Annotated in this window: 22 protein-coding genes and 3 pseudogenes; 20 read left to right on the forward strand and 5 right to left on the reverse strand. The window is 44.1% G+C overall.

Annotated elements, in window-relative coordinates:
- Positions 1–205 precede the first annotated feature (205 nt).
- The 6 genes from IQ224_RS10250 (at position 206) to IQ224_RS10275 (ending at position 7,431) form a co-directional block, all read left to right on the forward strand.
- Positions 206–1,201, forward strand: coding sequence for an L-lactate dehydrogenase (locus tag IQ224_RS10250; protein ID WP_002742162.1), 996 nt, complete (start codon positions 206–208; stop codon positions 1,199–1,201).
- 842 nt (positions 1,202–2,043) lie between these two features.
- A complete protein-coding gene (locus IQ224_RS10255; RefSeq protein ID WP_194032899.1) occupies positions 2,044–2,754 on the forward strand; it encodes a sirohydrochlorin chelatase in 711 nt (236 codons plus the stop codon).
- Positions 2,751–3,215, forward strand: coding sequence for a 2-amino-4-hydroxy-6-hydroxymethyldihydropteridine diphosphokinase (gene folK, locus IQ224_RS10260; RefSeq protein ID WP_002742157.1), 465 nt, complete (start codon positions 2,751–2,753; stop codon positions 3,213–3,215). Before IQ224_RS10255 ends, folK begins: the two co-directional genes overlap by 4 nt.
- A gap of 158 nt (positions 3,216–3,373) precedes the next feature.
- Complete coding sequence (locus IQ224_RS10265) at positions 3,374–4,738, forward strand: GTP-binding protein (protein WP_002736290.1); 1,365 nt, start codon at positions 3,374–3,376, stop codon at positions 4,736–4,738.
- A gap of 132 nt (positions 4,739–4,870) precedes the next feature.
- Positions 4,871–5,392 carry a hypothetical protein gene (locus IQ224_RS10270; RefSeq protein ID WP_002742154.1) on the forward strand — a complete coding sequence of 174 codons (522 nt, stop codon included), beginning with the start codon at positions 4,871–4,873 and terminating at the stop codon, positions 5,390–5,392.
- 185 nt (positions 5,393–5,577) lie between these two features.
- Complete coding sequence (locus tag IQ224_RS10275; RefSeq protein ID WP_194032897.1) at positions 5,578–7,431, forward strand: penicillin-binding protein 2; 1,854 nt, start codon at positions 5,578–5,580, stop codon at positions 7,429–7,431.
- 862 nt (positions 7,432–8,293) lie between these two features.
- On the opposite strand, the gene IQ224_RS10280 is transcribed toward IQ224_RS10275, so the two are convergent.
- The gene (locus IQ224_RS10280) at positions 8,294–9,052 is read right to left on the reverse strand and encodes a PEP-CTERM sorting domain-containing protein (RefSeq protein ID WP_036399978.1); all 759 of its coding nucleotides are present in this window, start codon (positions 9,050–9,052) and stop codon (positions 8,294–8,296) included.
- Positions 9,053–9,947: 895 nt separating this feature from the next.
- On the opposite strand from IQ224_RS10280, the pseudogene IQ224_RS10285 reads away from it, so the two are divergent.
- From IQ224_RS10285 to grrA, 3 genes and pseudogenes are all read left to right on the forward strand, one after another.
- Positions 9,948–11,248: pseudogene (locus IQ224_RS10285) on the forward strand (PQQ-dependent sugar dehydrogenase).
- A gap of 88 nt (positions 11,249–11,336) precedes the next feature.
- Complete coding sequence (gene grrP / locus IQ224_RS10290) at positions 11,337–12,236, forward strand: extracellular substrate binding-like orphan protein GrrP (RefSeq protein WP_036399973.1); 900 nt, start codon at positions 11,337–11,339, stop codon at positions 12,234–12,236.
- Positions 12,237–12,250: 14 nt separating this feature from the next.
- Complete coding sequence (gene grrA, locus IQ224_RS10295; RefSeq protein WP_002742141.1) at positions 12,251–12,625, forward strand: GrrA/OscA1 family cyclophane-containing rSAM-modified RiPP; 375 nt, start codon at positions 12,251–12,253, stop codon at positions 12,623–12,625.
- Between the two features lie 285 nt (positions 12,626–12,910).
- Here grrA and IQ224_RS24970 read toward each other — a convergent pair.
- Together IQ224_RS24970 and IQ224_RS24975 are read right to left on the reverse strand one after the other, a co-directional pair.
- Positions 12,911–13,124: pseudogene (locus IQ224_RS24970) on the reverse strand (ISL3 family transposase); the annotation flags it as partial.
- Between the two features lie 140 nt (positions 13,125–13,264).
- Positions 13,265–13,457: pseudogene (locus IQ224_RS24975) on the reverse strand (transposase); the annotation flags it as partial.
- A gap of 268 nt (positions 13,458–13,725) precedes the next feature.
- Between IQ224_RS24975 and IQ224_RS10305 the strand changes: the two are divergent.
- Genes IQ224_RS10305 through queC form a run of 3 tightly spaced genes read left to right on the forward strand, consistent with a single transcriptional unit; the run spans position 13,726 to position 15,079 of the window.
- The gene (locus tag IQ224_RS10305) at positions 13,726–14,043 is read left to right on the forward strand and encodes a hypothetical protein (protein ID WP_002736011.1); all 318 of its coding nucleotides are present in this window, start codon (positions 13,726–13,728) and stop codon (positions 14,041–14,043) included.
- Complete coding sequence (locus tag IQ224_RS10310) at positions 14,040–14,402, forward strand: hypothetical protein (RefSeq protein WP_002742136.1); 363 nt, start codon at positions 14,040–14,042, stop codon at positions 14,400–14,402. Before IQ224_RS10305 ends, IQ224_RS10310 begins: the two co-directional genes overlap by 4 nt.
- Positions 14,402–15,079 (forward strand): 7-cyano-7-deazaguanine synthase QueC, encoded by a 678-nt coding sequence (queC, locus tag IQ224_RS10315; RefSeq protein ID WP_194032898.1) that lies wholly within the window; start codon positions 14,402–14,404, stop codon positions 15,077–15,079. Before IQ224_RS10310 ends, queC begins: the two co-directional genes overlap by 1 nt.
- 39 nt (positions 15,080–15,118) lie before the next feature.
- Here the strand turns inward: queC and IQ224_RS10320 are convergent, their stop codons facing one another.
- The gene (locus tag IQ224_RS10320; RefSeq protein ID WP_002738103.1) at positions 15,119–15,691 is read right to left on the reverse strand and encodes a manganese efflux pump MntP family protein; all 573 of its coding nucleotides are present in this window, start codon (positions 15,689–15,691) and stop codon (positions 15,119–15,121) included.
- A 576-nt stretch (positions 15,692–16,267) separates the two neighbouring features.
- Between IQ224_RS10320 and IQ224_RS10325 the strand changes: the two genes are divergently transcribed.
- The 8 genes from IQ224_RS10325 to IQ224_RS10360 all read left to right on the forward strand — a co-directional run bounded on the left by IQ224_RS10325 (position 16,268) and on the right by IQ224_RS10360 (position 23,525).
- Positions 16,268–17,224, forward strand: coding sequence for a branched-chain amino acid ABC transporter permease (locus IQ224_RS10325; RefSeq protein ID WP_002742132.1), 957 nt, complete (start codon positions 16,268–16,270; stop codon positions 17,222–17,224).
- A gap of 423 nt (positions 17,225–17,647) precedes the next feature.
- A complete protein-coding gene (locus tag IQ224_RS10330) occupies positions 17,648–18,067 on the forward strand; it encodes a hypothetical protein (RefSeq protein WP_228036174.1) in 420 nt (139 codons plus the stop codon).
- A gap of 124 nt (positions 18,068–18,191) precedes the next feature.
- On the forward strand, positions 18,192–20,414 hold the full coding sequence (locus tag IQ224_RS10335) for a heavy metal translocating P-type ATPase (protein ID WP_002742129.1): 2,223 nt from the start codon (positions 18,192–18,194) through the stop codon (positions 20,412–20,414).
- 42 nt (positions 20,415–20,456) lie between these two features.
- Positions 20,457–20,741, forward strand: a complete 285-nt coding sequence (locus IQ224_RS10340; protein ID WP_002742126.1) for a hypothetical protein — start codon at positions 20,457–20,459, stop codon at positions 20,739–20,741.
- 41 nt (positions 20,742–20,782) lie between these two features.
- Positions 20,783–21,070 carry a DUF5132 domain-containing protein gene (locus IQ224_RS10345; protein WP_002742125.1) on the forward strand — a complete coding sequence of 96 codons (288 nt, stop codon included), beginning with the start codon at positions 20,783–20,785 and terminating at the stop codon, positions 21,068–21,070.
- 112 nt (positions 21,071–21,182) lie between these two features.
- Positions 21,183–21,425, forward strand: coding sequence for a hypothetical protein (locus tag IQ224_RS10350; protein ID WP_002742124.1), 243 nt, complete (start codon positions 21,183–21,185; stop codon positions 21,423–21,425).
- Between the two features lie 376 nt (positions 21,426–21,801).
- Positions 21,802–23,010 carry an RNA-guided endonuclease TnpB family protein gene (locus IQ224_RS10355; RefSeq protein ID WP_002742119.1) on the forward strand — a complete coding sequence of 403 codons (1,209 nt, stop codon included), beginning with the start codon at positions 21,802–21,804 and terminating at the stop codon, positions 23,008–23,010.
- Positions 23,007–23,525, forward strand: coding sequence for an HMA2 domain-containing protein (locus IQ224_RS10360; RefSeq protein ID WP_228036175.1), 519 nt, complete (start codon positions 23,007–23,009; stop codon positions 23,523–23,525). The genes IQ224_RS10355 and IQ224_RS10360 overlap by 4 nt, the downstream gene beginning before the upstream one ends.
- Here IQ224_RS10360 and IQ224_RS10365 read toward each other — a convergent pair.
- Positions 23,505–23,714, reverse strand: a complete 210-nt coding sequence (locus IQ224_RS10365; RefSeq protein WP_228036176.1) for a hypothetical protein — start codon at positions 23,712–23,714, stop codon at positions 23,505–23,507. The genes IQ224_RS10360 and IQ224_RS10365 overlap by 21 nt on opposite strands.
- Between the last annotated feature and the right edge of the window lie 134 nt (positions 23,715–23,848).

Raw genomic sequence — 23,848 nt, forward strand, 5'->3', positions numbered from 1 at the left:
AGCCCCACACCCTACCCCCACCAACAAACTTTTTCAGCAGACCCTAAACTAGGGGTCAGGGAATCAAAGACACGAAATTTGTCCGACCACTGACCAGAAAAAAATTGCCGATAACGTCCTCAAAATCTCTTGATAGTCTCCTTTTACCTGATATTAACCATTTCCCTTTAAAATGAGCTTACCGAGCCAGTAACTGCAAAAATCTATGCTAGATAAAATATTTACTCTCAATCCCTACGCTGAAAAACCCGCACCTCTGCGTCCTCGCAAGGGGGTGATTATCGGTGTTGGTCAGGTGGGGATGGCCTGCGCTTACTCGATGTTAATTCAAGACTGTTTTGATGAATTAATTCTCCAGGATATCGCCACCGATAAAGTCGAGGGGGAAGTGATGGATTTAAGGCACGGAATGCCTTTTATTGAACCCACGGACTTGAAAATGGGAACCGTGGCCGATGTGGGACAAAATGCCGATGTGGTTATTATTACTGCTGGGGCCGCCCAAAAAGAGGGGGAAACCCGATTACATCTCCTTGAGCGAAATGTGGCGATTTTTCGCCGTATTCTTGCGGATGTGGCTGTTTACTGCCCCAGTGCTTTAATTTTGGTGGTGAGTAATCCCGTCGATATCATGACCTATGTTACCCTGAAAATCACCCATTTTCCACCTTCTAGGGTGATTGGTTCGGGTACGGTGTTAGATTCTGCCCGTTTACGCTCTCTTTTATCCACCCAACTCCATGTAGATGCGCGTAACGTCCACGCTTATATTATCGGTGAACACGGGGATAGTGAGCTTGCTGTGTGGAGTTCGGCTAATATCGGAGGAGCAAGGTTACTAGAAGGAGATTGGCAGGATTTAAGCGTAACCGACCAAGAAAGCTTAACAGAAATTTTTCTTCAGGTTAAAAACGCCGCCTATGAAATTATCAAACGCAAGGGTTATACTAGCTATGCGATCGGTTTAGCTACCACGGATATCGTTAAAGCGATTTTACGTTCCCAAGAAAGAATTCTCACTATTAGCACTCTCCTCGATGGTCAATACGGTCTCAAAGATGTGTGTTTAAGTATTCCCTCGGTGGTTAATGAGAAAGGAGTGATAAAAACTCTGAATCTTGCTCTCAGTCCCAGAGAAATGGAACAGTTACATAATTCGGCCAAAATCATGCGCGATTTAATCGATCAACTCGAAATTTAACTTAGGGTTTCCTGAATAAATCTAAAAACATTGTTGGCTAAGATTTTTAGATTTTTCTGCCCTGAAAAAGTGCCGACCATAAGAGCGATCGAGGGGAAATTTTAGGCACTTTTTCCCCGAAAATTAGGTAATTGTGGGGTGGACTGAAGCAATTAGTGCTAGACTTCCCGAAAAGTCTATTTTATTGCAGCTTGTTGTTAGGAATCTACTTAAAAGAGTTTGTTTAATCTGGCTAATACGCTTTTGGTTATGATACGCGGAAAAGTTCGCCGCGATGGTGTTAAAATGGGGTAATATGCCGAAAGTTGACCCACATCGTTACTCTCAAGAGTGTTATGGAGAAAGTTTTTGTATAATCAATGGTTAGCCTGACAATCATCTACAAGATAGTGGGATCTTCGTTACTTGTTATGGTTCGATAGGGGGGCATAAATCGACTAAATCCTTATCTGGCAAGGGATTTAATTGATTAGTTTGCTTTAGATAGAAAATAATTGACAAAAATCGCTAAATGCCTTTCTATATAGGGGTTCCATCCCTTATAACCCCCGTCCATTGCATAACACAAACCGAAGAGCCAAATTTATTTTGCACGACTAAGCTAAACGGCGCTTAATCTGCATGATCCAATAGCTATAACCCTTTTGGAGTCTATATCGGTGATCCGAAGTAAAAGCCGTTTAGCTTACTTACCAGCTAAATCGAGAATATCAGGGGCATTTATGCCTAAAGGGAGAGAAAATGTATTAGGCTAAAAACTAAACTATTTTGGCCAGATTTCTTTGAAGACCTCCTCAGCCTACTTATTGGTTTTCCACGGTAGTCGCAATCCGCGTCCAGCCATGGCGGTGACGCAATTAGCAGCCTTAGTTCAAGAAAAAATCAGTCAACCCACCGAAAGATTGGCGAGTAAATCGGAGTTTAGCCGATCTATAGCGGTTCTAGAAGCAGATAATCGGGTATTAGTAGGGACTGCCGCCCTAGAATTCGCGATAACACCTCTCCATCAACAAATAGAAGCTTTTGCCCAACAAGCACAAAGCCAAGGATGTAACCGGTTGCAGATTATCCCCCTGTTTCTCCTGTCGGGGGTTCACGTTAAAGAAGATATTCCCGCAGCCGTGGACAAAGTGCGATCGCCAATTAAGCTAGAGTTAAAGCCCCATTTAGGCAGTTATCAGGGCATAAAATCGCTATTATCCCAACAATTTGCCGATTTAAGCCCCCAAGACCGCATTTTACTGTCCCACGGTAGTCGTCGCCCCAGGGGGAATCGGGAAGTGGAGAATCTAGCGGCGTTTTCTGGGGCAATTACAGCTTATTGGTCGATAGAACCGAGTTTATCCCAACAAATCGAGATTTTAATCGCTCAAGGTAGCCAAAAAATCGCTATACTGCCCTATTTCCTCTTTGCCGGGGGAATTACGGATACGATCGAAGCCCAAGTTTTTGAACTATCACAAAAGCATCCAAATGTCAATATATTTTTAGGTAAATCTTTGGGAGCGACGGGGGAATTAGCCGAGATTATTGTTGAGGAAGGATGTGGATGAAGCGAGCAGCGATCGCTCTGGGCGGTAATTTAGGAGATTCAGCGACAATTTTAGGGCAAGCTTTAGGGGAATTAGAGCGAGTCAAAGGAATTAAACTAGAAGCTCATTCCCAATGGTATCAAACCGCGGCCGTCGGGCCGCCTCAGCCGGATTATCTCAACGGTGGCGCCATTGTGCAAGTGGATTTATCGCCCCTAGATTTACTGCATAAATTATTAGAAATCGAGCAGTTATTCGGGAGAGTCCGACGGGAAAGATGGGGACCGCGTACCCTCGATTTAGACTTAATATTTTATGAAGACCTGATCTTAGAAACGCCCGAATTACAGATACCCCATCCCCGCTGCCGAGAAAGGGACTTTGTGCTGCTTCCCCTGGCAGAAATTGCCCCCGATTGGCCAGATCCCGTAACTGGAAAAACTATCCTTCAGTTATTGGGGCAATTGGGATTGGCGGAGTAGGATGTTAGGTGTTAGGGTTTTAGTGGAAAACTTCGCTAATTTCTTTTCACTGATTACTGAAAAGTCTTCCCCTGGCCCCAGATAACCTCATCTCAGTTACCGCCCCGAAACTCTACAATAAAGGCAGCAGCGTTAATAAAAAGTAAAGAAAATCAACCGTGACCAAGACCCCATCCCTCGAGGAAACTCATTACAATCAGGCTAAGGCTAGTTTACAACAGGCCTTAACTTGGTATGCCAGTTTTCGCCGCCATTGGAATTATCCCCCCGATCCCCAACTTCAGGCCGCCGTTAAACAGGATTTGCAGTCCTTAAAATCGGCCTTGGATAAACTGGATGAAACGGTGATTCGGGTGGCAGCCTTCGGGTTAGTCAGTCGCGGTAAATCCTCGGTGGTAAACGCTTTAGTCGGTCAAAAAGTCCTGACAACTGGACCCCTGCACGGGGTGACACGCTGGCCGCGATCGGTGCGTTGGACACCCGCCACGGGTAAAATTCAGATAGAATTAATCGATACCCCCGGATTGGATGAGATTGAAGGGGAAGCGCGGGCGAATATGGCCAGAGAAGTCGCTAAAAGTGCCGATTTGATTTTATTTATCGTCGCCGGGGATATTACCCGCACCGAATACGAGGCCTTAGAAGAATTGCGCCAGGCGAAAAAACCGATTATTTTGGTGTTTAATAAGATTGATCTCTATCCAGAAGCTGATCGCCGTCAGATTTTTCAGCAGTTACAGAGATTAGGAACCAATCGAGACGAAAAAACGTTAGAAGATTTGTTAACTAGCGATGAGATAGTTATGGTAGCCGCCGAACCGCAACCGATTCCCGTCCGGGTGGAATACCCCGATGGGAGCGTGGTGACTGAGTGGGAAACCCCTCCCCCCCAAATTGAGGAGCTGCAAGATAAACTCTTAACGATTTTAAATCGGGAAGGGCGATCGCTGCTGGCCTTAAATGCTTTAGTGCAGGGGCAAGAAGCGGAGGAAAATATCGCTAGAAAAACCCTGGAACTCCGGGACAGTCAAGCGGAGGAAATTATCTGGCAATACGCAAAATATAAGGCTTTAGCGATTGCGGCCAATCCGATCGCTATTTTAGACCTACTAGGGGCTTCAATCGTCGATTTGACTCTAGTTCGGGCTTTAGCTCGTTTGTACGGCCTGCCAATTACCAGTCACCAAGCTGGTCAACTCTGGCGGACTCTACTTTTGAGCAGTGGGGGGTTGCTGGTGGGGGAAATCCTCAGCACTGTGATTATCGGTTTGGGCAAAACGGCAGCGGCAGCGGCGAGTATTTTTGAAAATCCCACCTCTTTAACTCTCTACGGTAGCACCGCTCTCCTACAGGGAGCAATTGCTGCTTATGGAACCTATATCATCGGGAAAGCCGCTAAAATCTATCTAGAACGCGGTTGTAGTTGGGGGGCATCTGGACCGAGTACGGTGATTAATCAAATTCTCGCTCAAGTTCATCCGCAAACTATCTTATATCGTTTACGTCTAGAGCTAGAACAGTGATTTTAAGGTAAAAAGGAAAAAAGGCGACAGTGATCAATTAAATATTTCCGACTGACTACTGATGACCGACTCCTAATTTTAGAAACTTAATTTTTGACAACGACCACTAGCTAGAAATATTGAGAGAAAATCATGTCTGCTGCCCATAATTCTTATATTCCCCTTCCCGTTTCTCGCCCAAAAAGCCAAGGCAGTCAGCCTCGTCCCCAGTCAGCAGTAAATCAGACGACCCCAACAGTAAAACCGACGACTAAATCGGTGGTGAGAGTTCCCGTGGCCCCAACACAAAAACAATTAGCCTCGCGTCAATTACGTTTCCTTTGCCTCCTAGAAAGAATAGTAGCTGTGATTACTTTTTGTCTGTTGGGTTCGACTCTGGGAATATATGCTTGGACGGTGTATATTCCCAAGGTTTGGGACAAAGAATTTGGTAAACTGGAAACACTGCAACGTCACGAGCGCAATCTTTTGGCCACCAATGAAACCCTTAAACATCAACTAGCTCAACAAGCAGAAAAACCCGAAACCGGATTAACTCATCCCCAACCCTTCCAAACTATCTTTTTACAGCGTAAATCTGCTCCTAACCTGAAACAGTATCCCGCTTCTCAATCCCAATCTACCGTCAATTCTCAACCCAGAAGTGCCTATTAACAGTTATCAGTTATCAGTTATCAGTGGGTAAGTTAAAAGTTATCAGATGTGAGTTTTTAAGTGTGCAGTATTAAATAGAAGTTTCCTACTGTCTTTTTACCGATCACTGATTACTATTTACTGATCACTGTTTACTGATCACTGATCACTGTTTACTGATAACTGATAACTGAAAGATACTGCTCATGACTGACACAAAAAGACCCCAATTTAGAAGCAAAGAAACTCGATCGCCCTCGGGCAGGATTCGGGACAGAAAGTCCTATTTAAACGACAAAAAACGGCAACAACAGTCAAAAAAAATGCCTGTGAGTAACGGGCGATTGATGGCGGTGTGGTTGATTTTAGTCATGGGTATTGTGGGTTTAGCTTGGCGATTGTACCAGTTGCAAATAGTGCAAGCGCAGGAATTGCAAAAAAGAGCCAGAAAACAGCAAACCACCAGTATTAGACCCTATATTCCCCGACGGGCGATCGTCGATAGTAATGGTAATGTTTTGGCGACCGATCGCTTGATTTATACTCTTTATGTACACCCAAAACTGTTTGCTATTCCCCCAGCAGAAGTGGCTGATAAATTAGCTCCTTTATTAAATATTCCTACTAATCAACTGATTGAAAGATTTAAAGAAAAAGAAACAGGAATTCGTTTAGCCAATCAATTAACTGAATCCGTGGCTAGGGGCTTAAAACAATTATCTCTTGACGGTGTAGAATTAGAGGAAAAATACGCTCGTTATTATCCCCAAGACGATGTGGCAGCCGACGTGATTGGCTATGTAGATAAAGAACATCGTGGCCAGGCAGGATTAGAGAGAGGTTCCAGTCAGTTATTAGAAAGAGATCCTTTTTCTGTCAATACAAGACGCATGGGAGACGGGCGAATTTTACCGGCTTTTGTTCCCGATGGTATCTTTCAATTTGATGAATTACAGTTAGAAGTAACCCTCGATTTAAAACTACAAAGAGCAGCCCGGACGGCCTTGCGGGAACAGCTAAAGAAATTTAATGCTAAACGGGGGGCTGTCATCGTTATGGACTCCCTTGATGGTTCTCTTTTAGCCCTAGTTTGTGAGCCAACTTTTAACCCCAATGAATACTATAAAGCCAATGTGGCTCTATTTAAAAATTGGACCGTAGCCGATCAGTACGAACCGGGGTCAACTTTTAAACCAATTATTATCGCCCTGGCCATGGAAGCAGGGGCAGTTAAAGCTAATACGGTAGTCAATGATCCAGGGGCGATTACTGTCGGTCCCTGGACGATTAAAAATGCCTCTAAACAGGGTAATGGGGCGCTAGATATGGCCCAAGTTCTGCAAACCTCTAGTAACGTGGCTATGGTGCAAATTGCCCAAAAAATGAGGCGAGTTGATTTCTATAAAAGTTTATTAGGATTGAAAATAAATCAAAGGGTTGGTGTAGATTTACCCGGAGAAGTGGCAGGATATCTCAAACCCGAACCAGAATTTCTGGATAATGCCATTGAATCGGCCACCGCTTCCTTTGGTCAAGGTTTATCCCTAACGCCTTTAAAATTAGTACAATTGCACGGTGCGCTGGCCAATGGTGGCACCCTGGTGACTCCCCATGTGATCAAAGGATTAGCCGACGACCGCGGCCGTTTGCACTGGCAGCCCGATTATCCCAGCAAAAAAGTCTTTTCTCCCACCGTGGCCCGGCAAGTGGTGGAAATGATGGAAACCGTCGTTAGCAAGGGGACGGGGGTAGCAGCCCAAATCCCTGGTTATCGCATCGGAGGTAAAACGGGAACCGCACAAAAAGCTAGTCCGACGGGGGGTTATCTACCTAACGCCAAAATTACCAGTTTTGTGGCGATTTTACCGATCGAATCGCCCCGTTATGTGGTTTTGGTGGTGGTGGATGAACCCAAGGGTGCGAATACTTTTGGCTCCACTGTGGCCGCTCCCGTGGCAAAAACGGTGATGAATACGCTCATTTCCCTCAAAGGTATCCCCCCCACCTCCAAGGTCGCTCCGGCGGGTTCTGCGACCAATAAACCCCCGCGGCACGATTAATTTAAGTATTGAGGAGAAAAGCCGCTCAATTTTCCGGTAACTCCCATTCTAAATAGGGTCTGCTGAAAAAGTTTTTCGTGGGTGTGGGGTGTGGGGTTTTACCGATTTTGAGGTAGTCAGTTATCTAATTTTCAGGGAAAAAGTCCTGGAATTTTACCCCCGATCACTGCAAGGGTCGGCACTTTTTGAGGGAAAAAAAGTCTAAAAGCCTTATCTAACAAGGTTTTTAGATTTATTCAGCCAGCTCTAAATAGGGTTTAACTATTTTGGACGTTGCCGATTTCAGAGCCAATGGGAGAGTCGGTGGTCGGTCAAAGAGACACGCTCTCACGCGGTAAACAGCCTAAACTCTGGCCAGTATTGGAGCGGGTGTAGGGGTTCCAAGTTCCTAACTCCCGGGAGGAAAGACCACAAAGATAAGAGTACTCTAAATCCCTCAATACCCCGCAGAGCTGCGAACTGTAACTCGACTTTTTCAAGATAAGAGAATCGAGCCATTATTGGGAGAAGAAATAAAAACCGATTATATCATCATTGATATAATCGGGAGAGTCATGGATGACTTCAGAATTGTTGAATGATAGCTTCATAAAGTAAAAAAGCGACTGTCATATTACATTCCAGTCACATCTATCTAACTTATAATTGCTATTGTCATGATGCTAAACTCCTTTGGGAGGATTGTCAAAACAATCTTAAGAAGTTTGAGAGGGTTAGGGATAGCTCTCCAGAAGATTTAGTGGGGGAATCAGTGGCCGGAAAGCTTCATACCCCTAATTCGGTTAAATTAAGCACCTAAGCAAAATTAATTACATATCTAAGCCGTCTCCCGTCCTGACTAGGATTAATTTTGCACGACTACTTATTGTTTTTGTCGTAACTTTGAAGCGATTCCCAACAGTCCGAAACCTAGCAATCCTAATATCGCGGAAGGTTCGGGAATGTCGGGAGAAGCGTCAAGGGTTACATTATCGAAACCTACCTGGGATCCATTTGAGGTCAGAACAATTCTTAAGTCTCCGGTCGGAAGAGTGCCGATACCTACAGTGGTATAGCTAAAGCTGACATCTGCGAAGTCTCCAAGATTGGGAATAATATCATTCCTAGAGGCTAGAACTGTAGTTCCGGCTAAAAGTTGGATATTGTAGATCGAGCTCGGAAAGTTAGTAACGATTCTTCTGCGTCCCACAGACGCGCTCAAAGTATATTTCGTGTCCGCTTGCAAAGTTGTTCCGGTAAGTGTCTGGGAGATAGTTCCCCCGTTACTGTAGGCTATTTGATTTCCATTAGGAGCCCCAACCCCTGGATTGTAAAAAGTGTTATTAAGCAAAGTACTATTGGTGGAAGCAAAACTTTGAGCTTGCAATGGATTAAGAACCCCCGTCTGCGCCGAACCTGTTGGGGTTACCGCCCAGCCAGAGATGATATTATTGTTGGTAAACCCCTGTGGGGCAGTGATGATCGGGGCTTCAAAGCTGTTATTCGCTACGGTAAGAAGTGCAGCCTTAACTTGCCCCTGCGGAACAATTACCAAAAAAGAAGATGCGATCGCTATCTTGAATAATCCTAGCTTATTGCTGCCAGCAAAAGACATTAATTTCGCTAATATTTTTTGAGTCATAATGTTGACACTCCAAAGGAAAAATCGGAAATCACTCTCGGCTCATCATAGCAACACCTCAAACTTTTAGCAACACCAAACAGTAGGGTGAGAGCATCTCAAAAGCTATTGACAATTGGCCAATTTTGTGATCCGCTTGCTGTGTGGGCATTTCAGGTGATACTAGTCAATCAGAATAGTCACGAAATCTTCATATTTGGTCAATTTTTGCTTAACAATTGAGATGGCCAATTCTCCTCAAATATGCCTGAATCGCTCTCTGAGTAAGCAACTCAGATAAAGTTCATTTTGTTAAGGACTGTTAAGATGCGCTTACCCTGCACCCAACAATGATTGATAAGAGTCAATTTTGACTTTCTGTCTAATCTGCCTTTCTTCCTTGTTGTGACTCGCTTATAAGTTTTTGGGGATGTCTATTGATTGACCATAGAAATACTTGGCTCTTCTAGGTTCTGTGTGATAAGTTTAACTCACATAGGATCGATCGATCTTTGTGTTCTTTGTGTCTTTGTGGTTAGTTCCACCCCCTCGCTAGGAGGAATGTATCTTAGAATACATTTTACCCACCAAACCTGGGAGAGCCAATACTTAAGAATACTAATAGATTGAACGTTTAGGCTCCACACCCATGAGATTATACTAGAAACAAGCCATAGCCTGTGAAGAATAATGTTCCAAGAACTCGAAGCCATATTTGATGGGACAGTGCTTGAACCTGATGTTCCCTTAAAGCTAACGGTGGGTACGAGGGTAGGAATTCTTGTGGAGAGCGCATTGCCCAATCAAGTCAAACCGTCTAAAACATTTCTTAAAACTGCCCGGTTTCTAAAATTGTAGGGTGAACCTGATTAGTCGGAGAAAATTGACCAATATTTGTCTGGGGAGTTACCAACTAATGCTTACTTCTCTTAATCGCATTTTCTCGCCTATAGTATCTGGCGTTTTGCTTACCATAATTATCTCCAGTTGTCAAGGTGCAAATGTATTAACCAGCAATTCTCATTTTGAAACGATTTTGCGTTGTTTCAGCGATCTAGAGATTCGTTAAGAATTATTAACCCCTCTAGGTGCAAGGGTTTTAATGTCATGAAACCTTAAAATGAGAATTGCTGTGTATTAACTTCGGCGAATAATTCCCAGACCAATCAATGGCAAAAAGTGACCGTAATCGAGGGTTTAGAGCATCCCTGGTCGATGGTTTGGCTACCTAACGGGGAAATCCTGATCACAGAGCGTCCAGGTCGTTTAAGGGTGGTTAGAGAGGGCAAACTGGACTCAAAAGCCATCCCTGGAGTTCCCGAAGTTTTTGCAGTCGGACAAGGAGGACTGCTGGATGTGGCAATTCATCCCCAATTTGCCCAAAATCGCTGGATTTATCTAACTTATGCCCACGGAGACCAGGAGGCTAATCGTACCCGCGTCGCTCGTGCGGTTTATGATGGTACAAGTTTGCGAGATCTGCGGGTTATTTTTGAAGTTTCCCAGACAAAAACCGGCTCTCAACACTTTGGTTCGCGGTTATTATGGCTACCAGATGGCACTTTATTGGTAGCAATTGGGGACGGGGGTAATCCTCCCCTACAATTAGCGGGAGATTTAATTAGAAAACAGGCACAAAATCGGCAAAGTCATTTAGGTAAAATTATCCGCATCAATGACGATGGTTCTATACCGAAAGATAATCCTTTTGGGGGTTCTAAAATTTGGAGTTATGGTCATCGGAATATTCAAGGAATCAGCTTTGATCCGATGACTAAAAGAGTCTGGGCAACCGAACACGGAGCGAAAGGAGGGGATGAATTAAATTTAATTGAAAAAGGTAAAAATTACGGTTGGCCAGTGGTTTCTGCCAGTCAAGAGTACGGCACTAATAACCCAGTTTCCCGCGAAGAATCTCGACTAGGTCTGATCAATCCGAAAACAATTTGGACACCTGCGATCGCTCCTTCGGGATTGGTCTTTTATACCGGTAATCGCTTTCCTAATTGGCAGGGAAATTTATTCGCCGGTGGCTTAGTTTCCAGAGATATTCGCCGTCTGGAAGTGGATAAATCGGGTGAAATTATCAATCAAGAAGCGATTCCCATCGGTCAGAGGGTGCGGGATGTGCGTCAAAGTCCTGACGGATTTTTATATCTGCTCACCGATGAAGGTAACGGTCAATTAATTCGCATTGAACCGCCATCTAATTTGTAAAAGTTCACAGAAATTATTATGGAAACCCTGAAGATTTTTTAGCGAATTCTAGTATAGTTATGTTTGTACGGGAGCAAGCACTCGATTTATGAAGAAAATTTTACAGTTAGTGGGACTGGGTTGCATATTACCTATGTTCCTCGCCAGTGCAAGTTTAGCGGAAACAGTGGTGGAAAAAGTGGCTCGCACGGGATTTTTGACCGTAGGAACCCGTTTTGATGCGATTCCCTACTCCTACGTCAATGATAAGGGGGAATTGGTCGGCTATTCTATGGATGTGTTGGAACGAATTAGAAAACGATTGGAAACTCGTCTCGGTCGTCCCGTCACCCTGCAAATGATTGAAGCTAACCAACCCGGAGAGAAAATTAATCTCATTCGTAGCGGGGACATCGATATCGCTTGTAGTACGGCTTTTACTTGGGAAAGGGCGAAAGTTGTCGATTTTTCCATCAGTTACAGCATTTCTGGGATTAGGATTTTAGCCAAAAAAGGTAGCAATCTCTCCACTCCTCAATCCCTAATCGGTAAACGCATCGCCTTGGTTCCCACTTCTGCGGCCGTGGATGTGATTAAATTAGTACAACCGCAAGCGACAATTGTTACCACCTACAGCACCGTAGAAGAAGCCCTCGAAGCTTTAAAAACCGGTAAAATTGACGCCATAGCGGGGGATAGCATTTCTTTAGCGGGAACAATCCTCAGAGATAACCCTAAAATCTACGAAATCGTCCCCGAAGAAGCTCTAGCTAATTTTGGCATTGCTTGCATGGTTCCCGAAAATAACTCTACTTTTTTGGATGATGTCAACTATGCCATTGTTAAAATGATGCAGGATTACATCACCAATGATACGGCCACCGTTAGTCAAATCGATCGCTGGTTCGGTAGTCAAGGCATGGTTCCCATCCCCCCAGAATTATTAAAGGGGTTTTTTGCCTTCAAAGTTATCGAACACGCCCAAATTAATCCCCAAGAAGCTAAATAGGAGCATAAATTCAGGTGAATATCAGCAATAAAACCGGTTTAGTCGGCTTTCTTCTCGCTTTATCTGCTTTCGGTCTGACTAGCACCGCTCAGGCCGTCTCAGACGAGGCTAATCCCATTGAAGCGCGTTTAAGTCGTCTATCTAGTGCTGTACGCGAACGAGTTAACCAACTGCCGGAAGGTACTGCCGATCCTAGTTTACAAGCTTTAGGCTGGGGAGACGGTGGCAATCGCGGTTGGGGGAATAGTCGTGCTGGTGGTTGGGTAGATGGTCGCGGTGGTAGTTTTGTTAATGCGCGGCCCTGGCGCAATGGTTGGTCTGACCGTGGCGGTTTCTTTAATTCCCGACCGCGCTGGGGTAATGGTGGCGGTTTCTTAAATCGTTGGTAAGTAGGTTGGGTGAGGGGATAACTTTATCCTTATTATCCTGGAGCATCTCATTTATGCAAGTGAGTAATTAGGGTTTGCGGCAAAAAGTACGGGCGAAGCATTCGGATAGAAAATCTCCGGTTTCACCGATAGGTTATTGCCCGAATGCTTCGCCCCTACAGGACTCGGGCCGATGAAGACGCAAGGTTTTGAACGACGATTCTCTCAAAATCTTGCACCTGTTTCGCGAGAAAAGCCATAAAACTCTTACCTTGCCTACATTTCACATTTATTCAGCAAGCCCTAATTACAAATACCAGGCAAATGCTTCCGGATCATACTGGCACTACTTTCATATAATATTCCGCTTTTCCAATTTTCTCTCAGCACCTCTGAACGTTCTACAACTTTGATAAGTTTGTCTAATTTCTTTTTTCATTTCCCAAGCTATTGCCAAGCAGGGATGTTCTTTCAAGATAACTTCTAGTTGTTGTTTTTGCTCGCCCTTTAAGTCCTCTGGCTCTTCTAGGTTCTGTGTGATAAGTTTAACTTACACAGGATCGATCAATCTTTGTGTCCTTTGTGTCTTTGTGGTTCCTTCCACTCGCTCGCCAGCAGGACTGTATCTTAGAATACATTTTACCCACCAAATCCAAAAGAGTCAAAACGGTCATAGATGATTTTAGCATTGGGAAATAATTCCTTGATCACTGCTGTAAATCCTGACCACATATCGACGCTCACTTCTTTCACCTTCTCCCGAACTGTTTCTGGCTGTGCTTTTAAGGATTCCCAATTCATCTTGCTTATGTCCTTTAATCATATCTAATCAAATTTTCTTGTCCAGATCTACGAACATTGACCACTGTTACATTTGATAAATCGAGGAGTTGATCAAAATTTATCCACATAACCCACCTCCTGTTCCGTGTTACTATTGTACCATGCTCACACAGAACCTAGAAGAGCCAAATGCGGTTGAGGAACTTTTCAACTTGTTAGCCGGCGAGCGTTCTCCACCTAGGGCTTAAGGATTACTTTATTCTCAATAATCCCTGCTTCTTACTGTGACTAATTACGCCTATCCTAACCAAGAAGTTAATTTTGTCCTATCACTTACTATGTCTAACAACAATTCTGAACGAGTAGTGCGTCGTGGTCGAGTTTTTCCGGAGATTCAATCTACAGAGGAAGAAAAGGCCAAACATCGCGCCCGACAATTAGAATTTTATCATCGTTGTTGGCCGATTTTTCAGAGTTTACAGCCCCGGTTAATGAAACATTATTATGGTTGGTACATTGCGATCGAACCCGATAGCGGCGATTATTTTATCGATCCCGATCAAGAAGTGGCCAGTAAAAAAGCAAGGGCAAAATATCCCGACAAAATCCATCATATCTTTGGCATTAATGAAACTGGAGTTAGTGGCAGAATATGATTGCAGGGAGATTTGGAACCAAAGGACAAATTTATTTTGATATTGATTTAGTTGGCGATGATGGATTGATTCTACCCGCAGAAGTTATGCTGGATAAGGGTTTTACCGAGTTTTTAGCCATAAATAGTCAAGATGCTGACAGTCTTGATTGGCATTTTTTGCGACAAAATAAATTGATAACCGTCCAAGGAGAAGCATTTTTTGATATATATTTAGGCAGAGTAAGAATTGATGGTCAGGAATACGAAATTCCCGTTTTTGCAGGGGAGGCAATTCAGGAGATTTTGTTAGGTTCGCGGTGGCTAAAACAATTTATCTTAGTAGCTAATTATCAACAAACACAGGTGACATTAGGATAATGACAAAAAAGGCGATTATTTTACTTTCCGGGGGATTAGATTCAGCGACAACAGCAGCGATCGCTATAGCGGCTGGTTATCAATTAATTGCCCTTTCTTTTCGTTATGGACAAAGACACGAGCGGGAATTAGCAGCGGCGAAAAAAATTGCTAATTTCCTCAATATTAAAGAACATCATCTGATCGAAGTCAATCTATCTTTGTGGGGAGGTTCCGCTTTAACGGATCAATCTATTGCTATTCCCCAAGAGGGAATTAACCCGAATATTATCCCGATTACCTATGTGCCGGGGAGAAATACAGTTTTTATTTCGATCGCTCTTTCTTTAGCGGAAGCAAGGGCAGCGGAGGCGATATATCTAGGAATTAATGCAGTGGATTATTCTGGTTATCCCGATTGTCGTCCCCAGTATTTAGAGGCCTTTCAAACTTTAGCTAATTTATCATCGAAAGCGGGTTTAGAAGGTAAAGCACCCCAATTAATTGCCCCTTTGGTGACGGATAGTAAGGTAGATATCGTCCGTCGTGCTGTTAGTTTAGGGGTCCCCATTGCTGATACTTGGTCTTGTTATCAAGGTGAAGTTAAACCCTGTGGTTTATGCGATTCCTGTCGTATCAGAGATCAGGCTTTAATTGAGGCTGGTTATCCCGAATTAGCCACTCGCCTATGGAAATAGTCGGGGAAAATAGGGAGGATAGTGAAAAATGGAGATAATCTAGGCAATTAAATGTTCAATAAGAATTTTACTGCCGATTAATATTAAAACTAAACCGCCGAGAATTTCCACCTTTTGACTAAATAAATTACCGAATTTATGACCGATAAAAACAGCTATAAAACATAAAGCAAAGGTAATGGACCCGATAATAGTGCAAGCTAAAAGTAAGGGAGTTTTAATCATCGATAAACCCAAACCAACTACTAAAGCATCGATGCTAGTAGCGATCGCTAATCCGATTAAAGTATAGGAATCTAGAGGATTAAACCTTTTTTCCTCATCATCATTTTGAACAGCTTCGTAGATCATTTTACTGCCGATCACCCCTAAAATAATAAAAGCGATCCAGTGGTCAAAAGAGGCGAAGAAATCCCGACAGGTTAGACCGATACCCCAACCGATCATCGGCATAATCGCTTGAAATCCCCCAAAAAACAAAGCAATTTTCAAAGCCTTATTAACATGAATATGACGAATCATCAGGCCACTGGTCAGAGAAACGGCCACGGCATCGGCGGCTAATCCCACGGCTACAAAAGAAATGGTCAAAAGTTCGAGTGAAGTAAACATCTATAGTTGTTTATCCTTTAATTTCCCCTTATCTTAACTAATTTTTCCTCAGAAAACTTTCATATTTGTCTCATGATCCTCTCATTTATCTATCATTTCTCTAACCTAAAAATTCACTGCTCGATTAGTGAGAGGAGCGAATTGAAAACGTTTAAAAGCACATTACTGGTTCCTCACCGATCGCCTATACCTGATGGATTGCTTCTGGGGTAAAACTGATGCTATCCTCAGCTTCTAGGACTTTTTCGCCCGTTACTGCGATTTTATCGGGAAATTCAGCCAGAGGAGTCCGAGGAACCAGTTTGAGGAACCAGTTTTCGGAGTTAACTAACCAATGCTGCTGTTTCGTGAATTCCCCTGAATTTTTTCCCAGACAAAGTTAAGAAAGATACTTTTTCCCATCATCGATCATCCCGTCTGCTTTTCAGGTGGCGAACGCTACCCTATAGGAAAAGTACCAAGTAAAAAATTATGATAATTTCGAGAATTACCAGAGAATCAGAGGGGAGAAAACGGTGATAAAATTAGCTAATTGACTCCAGTAACTTAAACACCCAATAACCGCCCACCGAAAATATGGCTGATTTTCTTAACACCTATGGTTTTTTAATCGTTTCCATGATATTTGGAGCCAGCTTAGGCCTTTCAGTTTATCTGCCCTTAATGGCCGGTCAATTATCCTTAGCAACCCCCGGTTTTTACGCTTTAGGTGGTTATGTAGCCGCCATTCTTTCCACGAAAGTTTTTACTAATACCGGTAGCAATTATCCCCTTACTTTGGTCTTTCTAGAAATGTTAGTTGCTGGCATTATTTCAGGAATATTAGCCATAGTTTTAGGTATTCCTGTTCTCCGTTTGCGAGGTATTTATTTAGCTATTGCCACGATCGCCTGGGTAGAAATTTTGAGAATTATTGCCCTTAATCTCGAGATAACTGGTGGTGCAGTCGGTATTTTCGCCATTCCCCAACCTTTCACCACTCAATTAGCCTACCTTTGGCTGGCTTTGCCCCTCTTATTCCTAACTATGCTGTTTCTCTACCGGTTAGAAAACATCAAAATTGGTCGGGCATTTAATGCCATTCGTGCCGATGAATTGGCAGCTGCGGCTATGGGAATTAATCCCACCTATCACAAAGTTTTATCCTTCACTTTCGGGGCAGTTTTAGCGGCAGTTGTGGGGGCGGTAAGCGCCCATTTTCTAAATACTTGGAATTCCCGTCAAGGAACTTTTGATGCCAGTATTATTTTCTTGGCTTTCGTTTTAATTGGTGGTTCAAGAACTTTTATCGGTCCAGTGGTGGGAGGCATTGTTTTAACTGCTTTGCCCGAAGTTTTACGCGCCCTCGGCGGCGTGAATAGTTTACCAATTTGGTTGGGGAATTTCTTGCGCGATGGTCGTTTGATTATTTTTGGAATTTTAATTGTTTTGGGAACCATTTTTTATCCCCAAGGCTTAATCACACCTGAATTAATCAAAAAACTAATTCCTTTTAAAAGAGGTTCCTCTCCTAGTCAAGAAGTTGGTTCCTAATTACAGCAGATATAATTGTTAATAAATAAGCGGGAAAATCAAAGGTAATTAATTATGGAACTTGAAGATTATTTCTTATTTTTCAAAACTCATAAATATGTACGCGGATGACTCTTCAGGGAATCAACCTTAATCTCTCCACATTTTCTCAAGCTAGTCAAATCCGAGAAGGAAGTATCTCACCTTTGTAACTCCTAAATTAAGTTTTGTGTCAAGCTATACCAAATAAGCAAGACGGATCACTACTACTAGCGAATCACTACCCAGTGAGAAAAAAAACGATCCGTCTCAAAACTATGGCAAAATTTCACTTTTTTTATTACAATGACTGAAGTTAATTTACCCCTTGCAGAAAAATGTTAAAAATTCCTAACAAAGCCGCACTCTTAGTTAGCATCTGTAACCTTGCTTTCCTTGCCTAGCTTGTCCATTAAGCCTGTTTTAGCCGAAGCACCCAGTCTAGGAAATGCCATTCTCTGCGTTGCCAGGGGGAAGACAGACAAAGGAACGAAAATCTATTTTTATACCTCTGTCATTGATAACGCATCGATCCAGAGAAAACGGCCTGTTGCCGTAACAATAGTGGAATCAGTGACGGACATTGCCGAAGGAGACGTGGTGATTATCGACAAAGAACATCAATCTATCACGATTGATGCCTTTGGAGCGGCCACTCCCCCACAAATGCAACCCGTGGGACTAGCTCTAACAACCTATCAGGGCAACAATACCTTTAGAGGCAAGAGTCAAGCTGTTACTCCTCTAAGCTTTAGTTTAGACAACAATGATCGCGTCTTTAAACTTCAGCACGGTAACGTCAACTATACTGGAGTTTGCCATTAATCTTGACAACGGACAGATAGCTTGTTTGCAGACACGAGTTCCGGGTTGATTCCCCGTCTTCCCTCCTGACAATAAAAAATGGTTGATGTCAGTGTCAGGCAGATACTAATTAACACCCATCAAGATGACCTTCACAGATACGACAGAAAAAGTAATTGTCCAACCGGACATACTCAACGAAACCGCGTCAATTGTCCCCAAAGCTCACGAATTTTCCCAAGACTATCAACTCCTTCACTCCCTCGAAGGGCGCTGGCGGGTCAAAATCAAGCGCCTGGGTTACGATCCTGACTATGCCAGCAACTTAGTGGCAATATTAGAGGATAGTAATGTCATCGGACAAGTTCGCTGCAATGAGGCGGCTGAATCCCTGATTATTGAATACAATTACGAGGAAATTTCCCCCGAACAACTACGCGAATATATCCTACTCTCGATGGAAGAAGCCGATCTCGGCTATCTCCTAACCACCAAAGGATCTACAGCACCCACATCCCACGAAATTAACTATTGGGAGAGGCTCGGCATTCCCGCTGCCAGTTTAGCCCTCGCTCTTGTCGCCTTTCCCCTAGAACTCCCCCCCTTGCTCGTTGGGGGGTTAATTTTAGCCGCCTGTCTGCCCGCCTACGGTCGAGCTTGGGAAGCCATCAGCGAAGAAAAACAATTGACTGTCGATTTCCTCGACTCCCTTGCCATCACCCTCAGCGCCGCCCAGGGCCATTTCATTCCCCCCGCCTTCATGATCAGTTTGATCGAATCTGGGGAAGTAATTCGCGATGTCACCGCTCGCTCTAGCGAACGTCAGACCCTAGATTTACTGGACAGTTTGGGCAAATATTCCTGGATCGAACAGGACGGCGTAGAAGTGCAAGTTCCCCTCAAAGACGTGAGAGAAGGCCATCTCGTCATCGTCTATCCGGGAGACTTAATCCCGATTGACGGCAAGATTATCCGGGGACAGGGACTAATTGACCAACAGAAACTAACGGGAGAATCGGTTCCCGTCCACCGGGAAGCAGATGATGAGGTCTATGCTTCCACCCTGTTAGTAGAAGGACAATTGGCAATTCTCGTGGAAAGGACGGGGAATAATACCCGCGCCGGGGTAGTCGTAGAACTGATGAAAGCCGCTCCCGTTCACGACACCCGCGTAGAAAACTATGCCGCCAAATTTGCCAATATTGCCGTGTTGCCCACCCTACTGATTGGGGCGGGCATTTTTGCATTCACGGGAGATTTAGCCCGGACAACGGCCATTATCACCCTCGACTTCGGCACTGGCATCCGCGTATCTGTCCCCACCGCCGTCTTAGCCGGATTAACATACGCTGCCCGGACCGGGGTTTACATCCGCAGCGGCCGGGCGATCGAAATGCTGGCAAAAGTCGATTGCGTCGTCTTTGACAAGACGGGAACCCTGACCCAGGGCAATGCTTCCGTCACCGACATTCAAGTTACCGCAGAAGGAGTTACTCCGGCAGAAATTCTCTGTCTGGCGGCCTCGGCGGAACAGGGGTTGAGCCACCCCGTCGCCCATGCCATCGTCCAACAGGCCCAACAACAGGGGACGGCAACGAAAACCTGTGAGGAGTGGGATTATCGGGTCGGGTTGGGAGTCGTCGCCCAAATCGAAGGGCGGCAGCTACTGGTGGGGAGCAGCCGCTTTATGAAAACGGAAGGGATCGATATTAGTGCCAGTGAACAGTTTAAGACGGGAGGCGTTTCTCTGGCTTATGTGGCCCGGGATGGCATCCTAATTGGCGTTATCATGTATGCCGATCCGATCCGCACCGAAAGCCCCGGGGTAATTGCTGAGTTACACCAGCAAGGCATCAGCACCCATATGCTCACCGGCGATGTGCAGCAGGTAGCGGATGCGGTGGCCCAAGAGTTAGGAATGCGCCGGGATGAGGTCCACGCCCAAGCTTTCCCAGAACGGAAGGTGGAAGTGGTGCAGCAACTGAAAGCGCAAGGGAAAACCGTTGCCTTTATCGGCGATGGCATTAATGACTCCGCCGCTCTTGCCTATGCCGATGTCTCGATTTCCTTTGCCGCAGGGAGCGACATCGCTCGGGAAACTGCCGACGTGGTACTGATGGATAACGATCTCAGTGGCTTGACCCATGCGATCGAGATCAGCAAGCAAGTGATGGACATTATCTACCAAAATGCCTTAATTGTGGGAATTCCTAACTTTGGGGCGCTGGCGGTGGGGGTTCTCTTTGCCCTCGATCCGCTCCTAGCAATTATCATCAATAATGGTTCGGCAATTTTAGCCGGACTGAACGGCTTGCGCCCAGCCCTCGGTGGCGAGAAGACGACCTATCGAGATGCGGCGAACGTCTAACAGTCAAACAAAATCCAAAATCAAGCAAATTTGTGAGGTCTCATGGAATTTTTATTAGGTATTGAACCGATTTTCGCCCTAGGGGTTGGTTTGGCGGCATTGGCGATCGCACCAGCTATTGGGGCCTTAAGCAACCCTGAAACTGGGGAAAAGGTCGCCGAAACTGGGCGCGACATGACCAAACAGGGAATCAAGTGGGGCGCAGAAGCGGCTGACACCGTGCAAACCTATCTGGCTGAGGCCAGCGAATCCTGGAACGATCTGGTAGCGGAAGCACAGGCCGAAATCAGAACCGCTAAAAAAGCTAAGGCAACTAGCGAAAAATAGACAGTTAATAGTGAAGTGAACAACTCATTCAGGAGGTTTTTATGGAAGAATTACTGGTTGTTGGCGGTGTTGGAGTCGTCGCAATTTTAGTATTGGGTTCCCTAGTTAGTTTAGCCAGTCCCCAGACCGGCAAAGCCATTACAGATACAGGTCGCAATGCGGCCAAAAGCGGGATCAAATTAGGGATGGAAGCTAGTGAAAAACTGCAAGCTACTTTTGCCGAAGCTGGTCAATCTTGGCAAGATTTAGTGGCAGAAGCGAAAGCGGAAACAGCGGCGGCAAGAAATACGACTCAAATCAGTTCCGTAGAGGAAACGTCCCAATCCTAATCCCTAATTGACCGATCGAGAAACCCACTCGATAACTGCAATTTTGTAGGGGGGCATTCTCTTGTCCCCCTCCTTTAAAATCTCAAGGAAAGTATCAAGGAGGAGTTCGACAATGACCCGAGAATATATGCACGAACATTTGAAAGAGCTAATCGTTGAGAAGGCACTTCATCTCTGTTGCGACCCCATTGAAGAAATTGCCCGAGAATGGGCAGAAAAAAAAGACTTTAATCAAGGGGGAATTAATATTTTACAAGATCCCCATCGCTATGAAAAGTATTTAGAAGAGGCCAAAGAAGTCGCTGACGAATTTAGAAAACATATCATTCAGTTTTTACCAGAAACTAAAAATTAGTCAGAGGGAAATGTGAACTCTCCTAACTTCAGTAATGGCAACTTAAAACTAGATCAATTTTTAGTCTGTGGGTTAGGATATTTCGGACAGCATTGCGTCGTCGCACTCAAAGAATTCGCAGTCAATGTCTTGGCGAGCAGCGGGGATTTATCTTGAATGTCGGGGTAAAGACCCCCGCTTTTAGCGACGGGATGAAACCCCGACCAGTATAAAACAGCACTTCGACAAGCTCAGTGACACGAAGCACGACATTTCGACACATTTCGAGGGGCTTCAATGTAAAAGCTCAATGTAAGAGCTTCAATGTTCACTGAAATCTTGACAATCCGATGCTCTAAAGGTTAAGATAAAATAAGTTGTTTGAGGTTGATAAACAATGATTGTCTTAGAAATGAAAGCCGTGGTCAAACCAAGTCAGTGTTCTGCCATTGATGAAGCTATTCGTACAGTACAATTCATCCGTAATAAGGCTTTAAGGCTTTGGATGGATGCCAAGAGAGAAGACAAAATCGATAAATATTCTCTCAATAAATATTGTGCAGTTCTCGCCAGGCAGTTCAAGTTTGTCGATACTCTAAATTCTACGGCCAGACAAGCATCGGCAGAACGAGCTTGGTCAGCTATTGCCCGTTTCTATGATAATTGTCAGAAAAAAATAAAAGCTAAAAAAGGTTATCCTAAGTTTCAGAAAAATAATCGTTCTGTGGAATATAAAAACTCCGGATGGAAATTATCGGAGGATAGAAAGAAAATTACTTTCACAGATAAGAAAAACATCGGCACGGTTAAACTAAAAGGAACCAGAGACTTAAACTTTTACCCTATTGACCAAATTAAACGAGTTAGGATTGTTAAAGGAGCGGATGGTTATTATGTCCAATTCTGTCTTAGCGTTGATATTCGGGAATATGCTAAACCCCTAGAACCAACAAAAAGATGTGTGGGATTGGATGTAGGTTTAAAAGTTTTCTACGCTAGCAGTGATGGGGAAACGGTAGAGATACCGCAATACTATCGCAAGGCAGAAAAAAGATTAAATCGACTGAATCGGAAGAAATCTAAAAAGTTTAGAAAAGGTCAACCCCAATCAAACAACTACCAAAAAGCTAGAAAGAGATATGCTAAAAAGCATTTAAGAGTAAGTAGGCAACGTAAAGGCTTTGTCGAAAAAGAGGCATTGCGCGTCATTAAATCTAACGATTTCATCGCTTACGAAAACTTAAATATTCAAGGCATGGTAAAAAACTCTAGACTAGCTAAATCTATTAATGATGTGGCTTGGTCAACTTTTCGACAATGGTTAGAATATTTTGGGTTTAAATATGGTAAGGCTACGGTAGCAGTAGCCCCCCATAACACGAGTCAAAATTGTTCTAATTGTGGTCAAAAAGTCCCTAAATCTCTATCTACGAGAACCCATACTTGTCCCCATTGTGGTTATGTAGAAGATAGAGACATTAACGCCGCTATCAACATTCTCAAAAAGGGACTAAGTACGGTGGGACACACCGAAACTAATACGCTTGGGGAGAGATTCCCTCTGGTTTGGCTGGATACGTCCTTCCAGATTAAGGAAACTCTATGAACCAAGAATCCTTCGCTTTTAGCGACGGGAGTGTCAATATGCTATTTGGTGGCACGTCTGAATTTTCCACAAATGCTACCCCCCCAATCTCCTATCAAGTGGTTAGCTCACTTCCTGGGCGAATCCGCTTGCGTGTCCCTTTCCTGCGCCAAAACCTAACAGGACAAAATATTCTCCAGGGAGCGATCGCTGCTCTAGAAAGCGTTACCAGCGTCCGCATTAACCCCTTGGCTAACTCAATCATTGTCACCTTTGCTGAAGGGAAAATTTCTCCCGCGCAATTAGAGCAAGAACTGGCAACTGCGATCGGCAAGGCCGTAGCTTCAGCGAACCCAGGGGCAGAAGTCCCCCAGAAAGCCGAATTCAAGGCGGAAAAACAAGTTCCTCGTCCCCCGGAAGAGAAATTGCTGGTGAGGGAAAATCTGGCCGATGCAAAGGTGGGACGAACCGAAACAGTGATCAGTCCCCAGCTAGGAGAAAGTAATACCAATTCTCTAAATACCAACTACAGATAGAGCATCCAGGATATAACCTCGTCCAACAATTGAAGCAATTACCTCTTTGTTCATTTCTTCGAGTCGTTGACCAATTAACAAACGTAATTCCTCTAAGTCTCTAGGTAGTTTCCATCTCAATCCTTTTTTTAGATATTGCCAAATCTGTTCAATTGGATTAGATTCTGGGCAATGTGGTGGCTGAAACATGAGAATAATACCAATTCTCCAAAATGTGACTACAGATAGGCTAGAATATCATATTAGTAGAGTTAAAGGAAAAATATGGCAGGAGTTTATAAGATAGAAATATCTGAAAGTGAAGCAGAACTCAAGGAACTGCT

Origin of the sequence: Microcystis sp. LEGE 00066 (assembly GCF_015207925.1) — a bacterium.
GTDB lineage: Bacteria > Cyanobacteriota > Cyanobacteriia > Cyanobacteriales > Microcystaceae > Microcystis > Microcystis ichthyoblabe_A.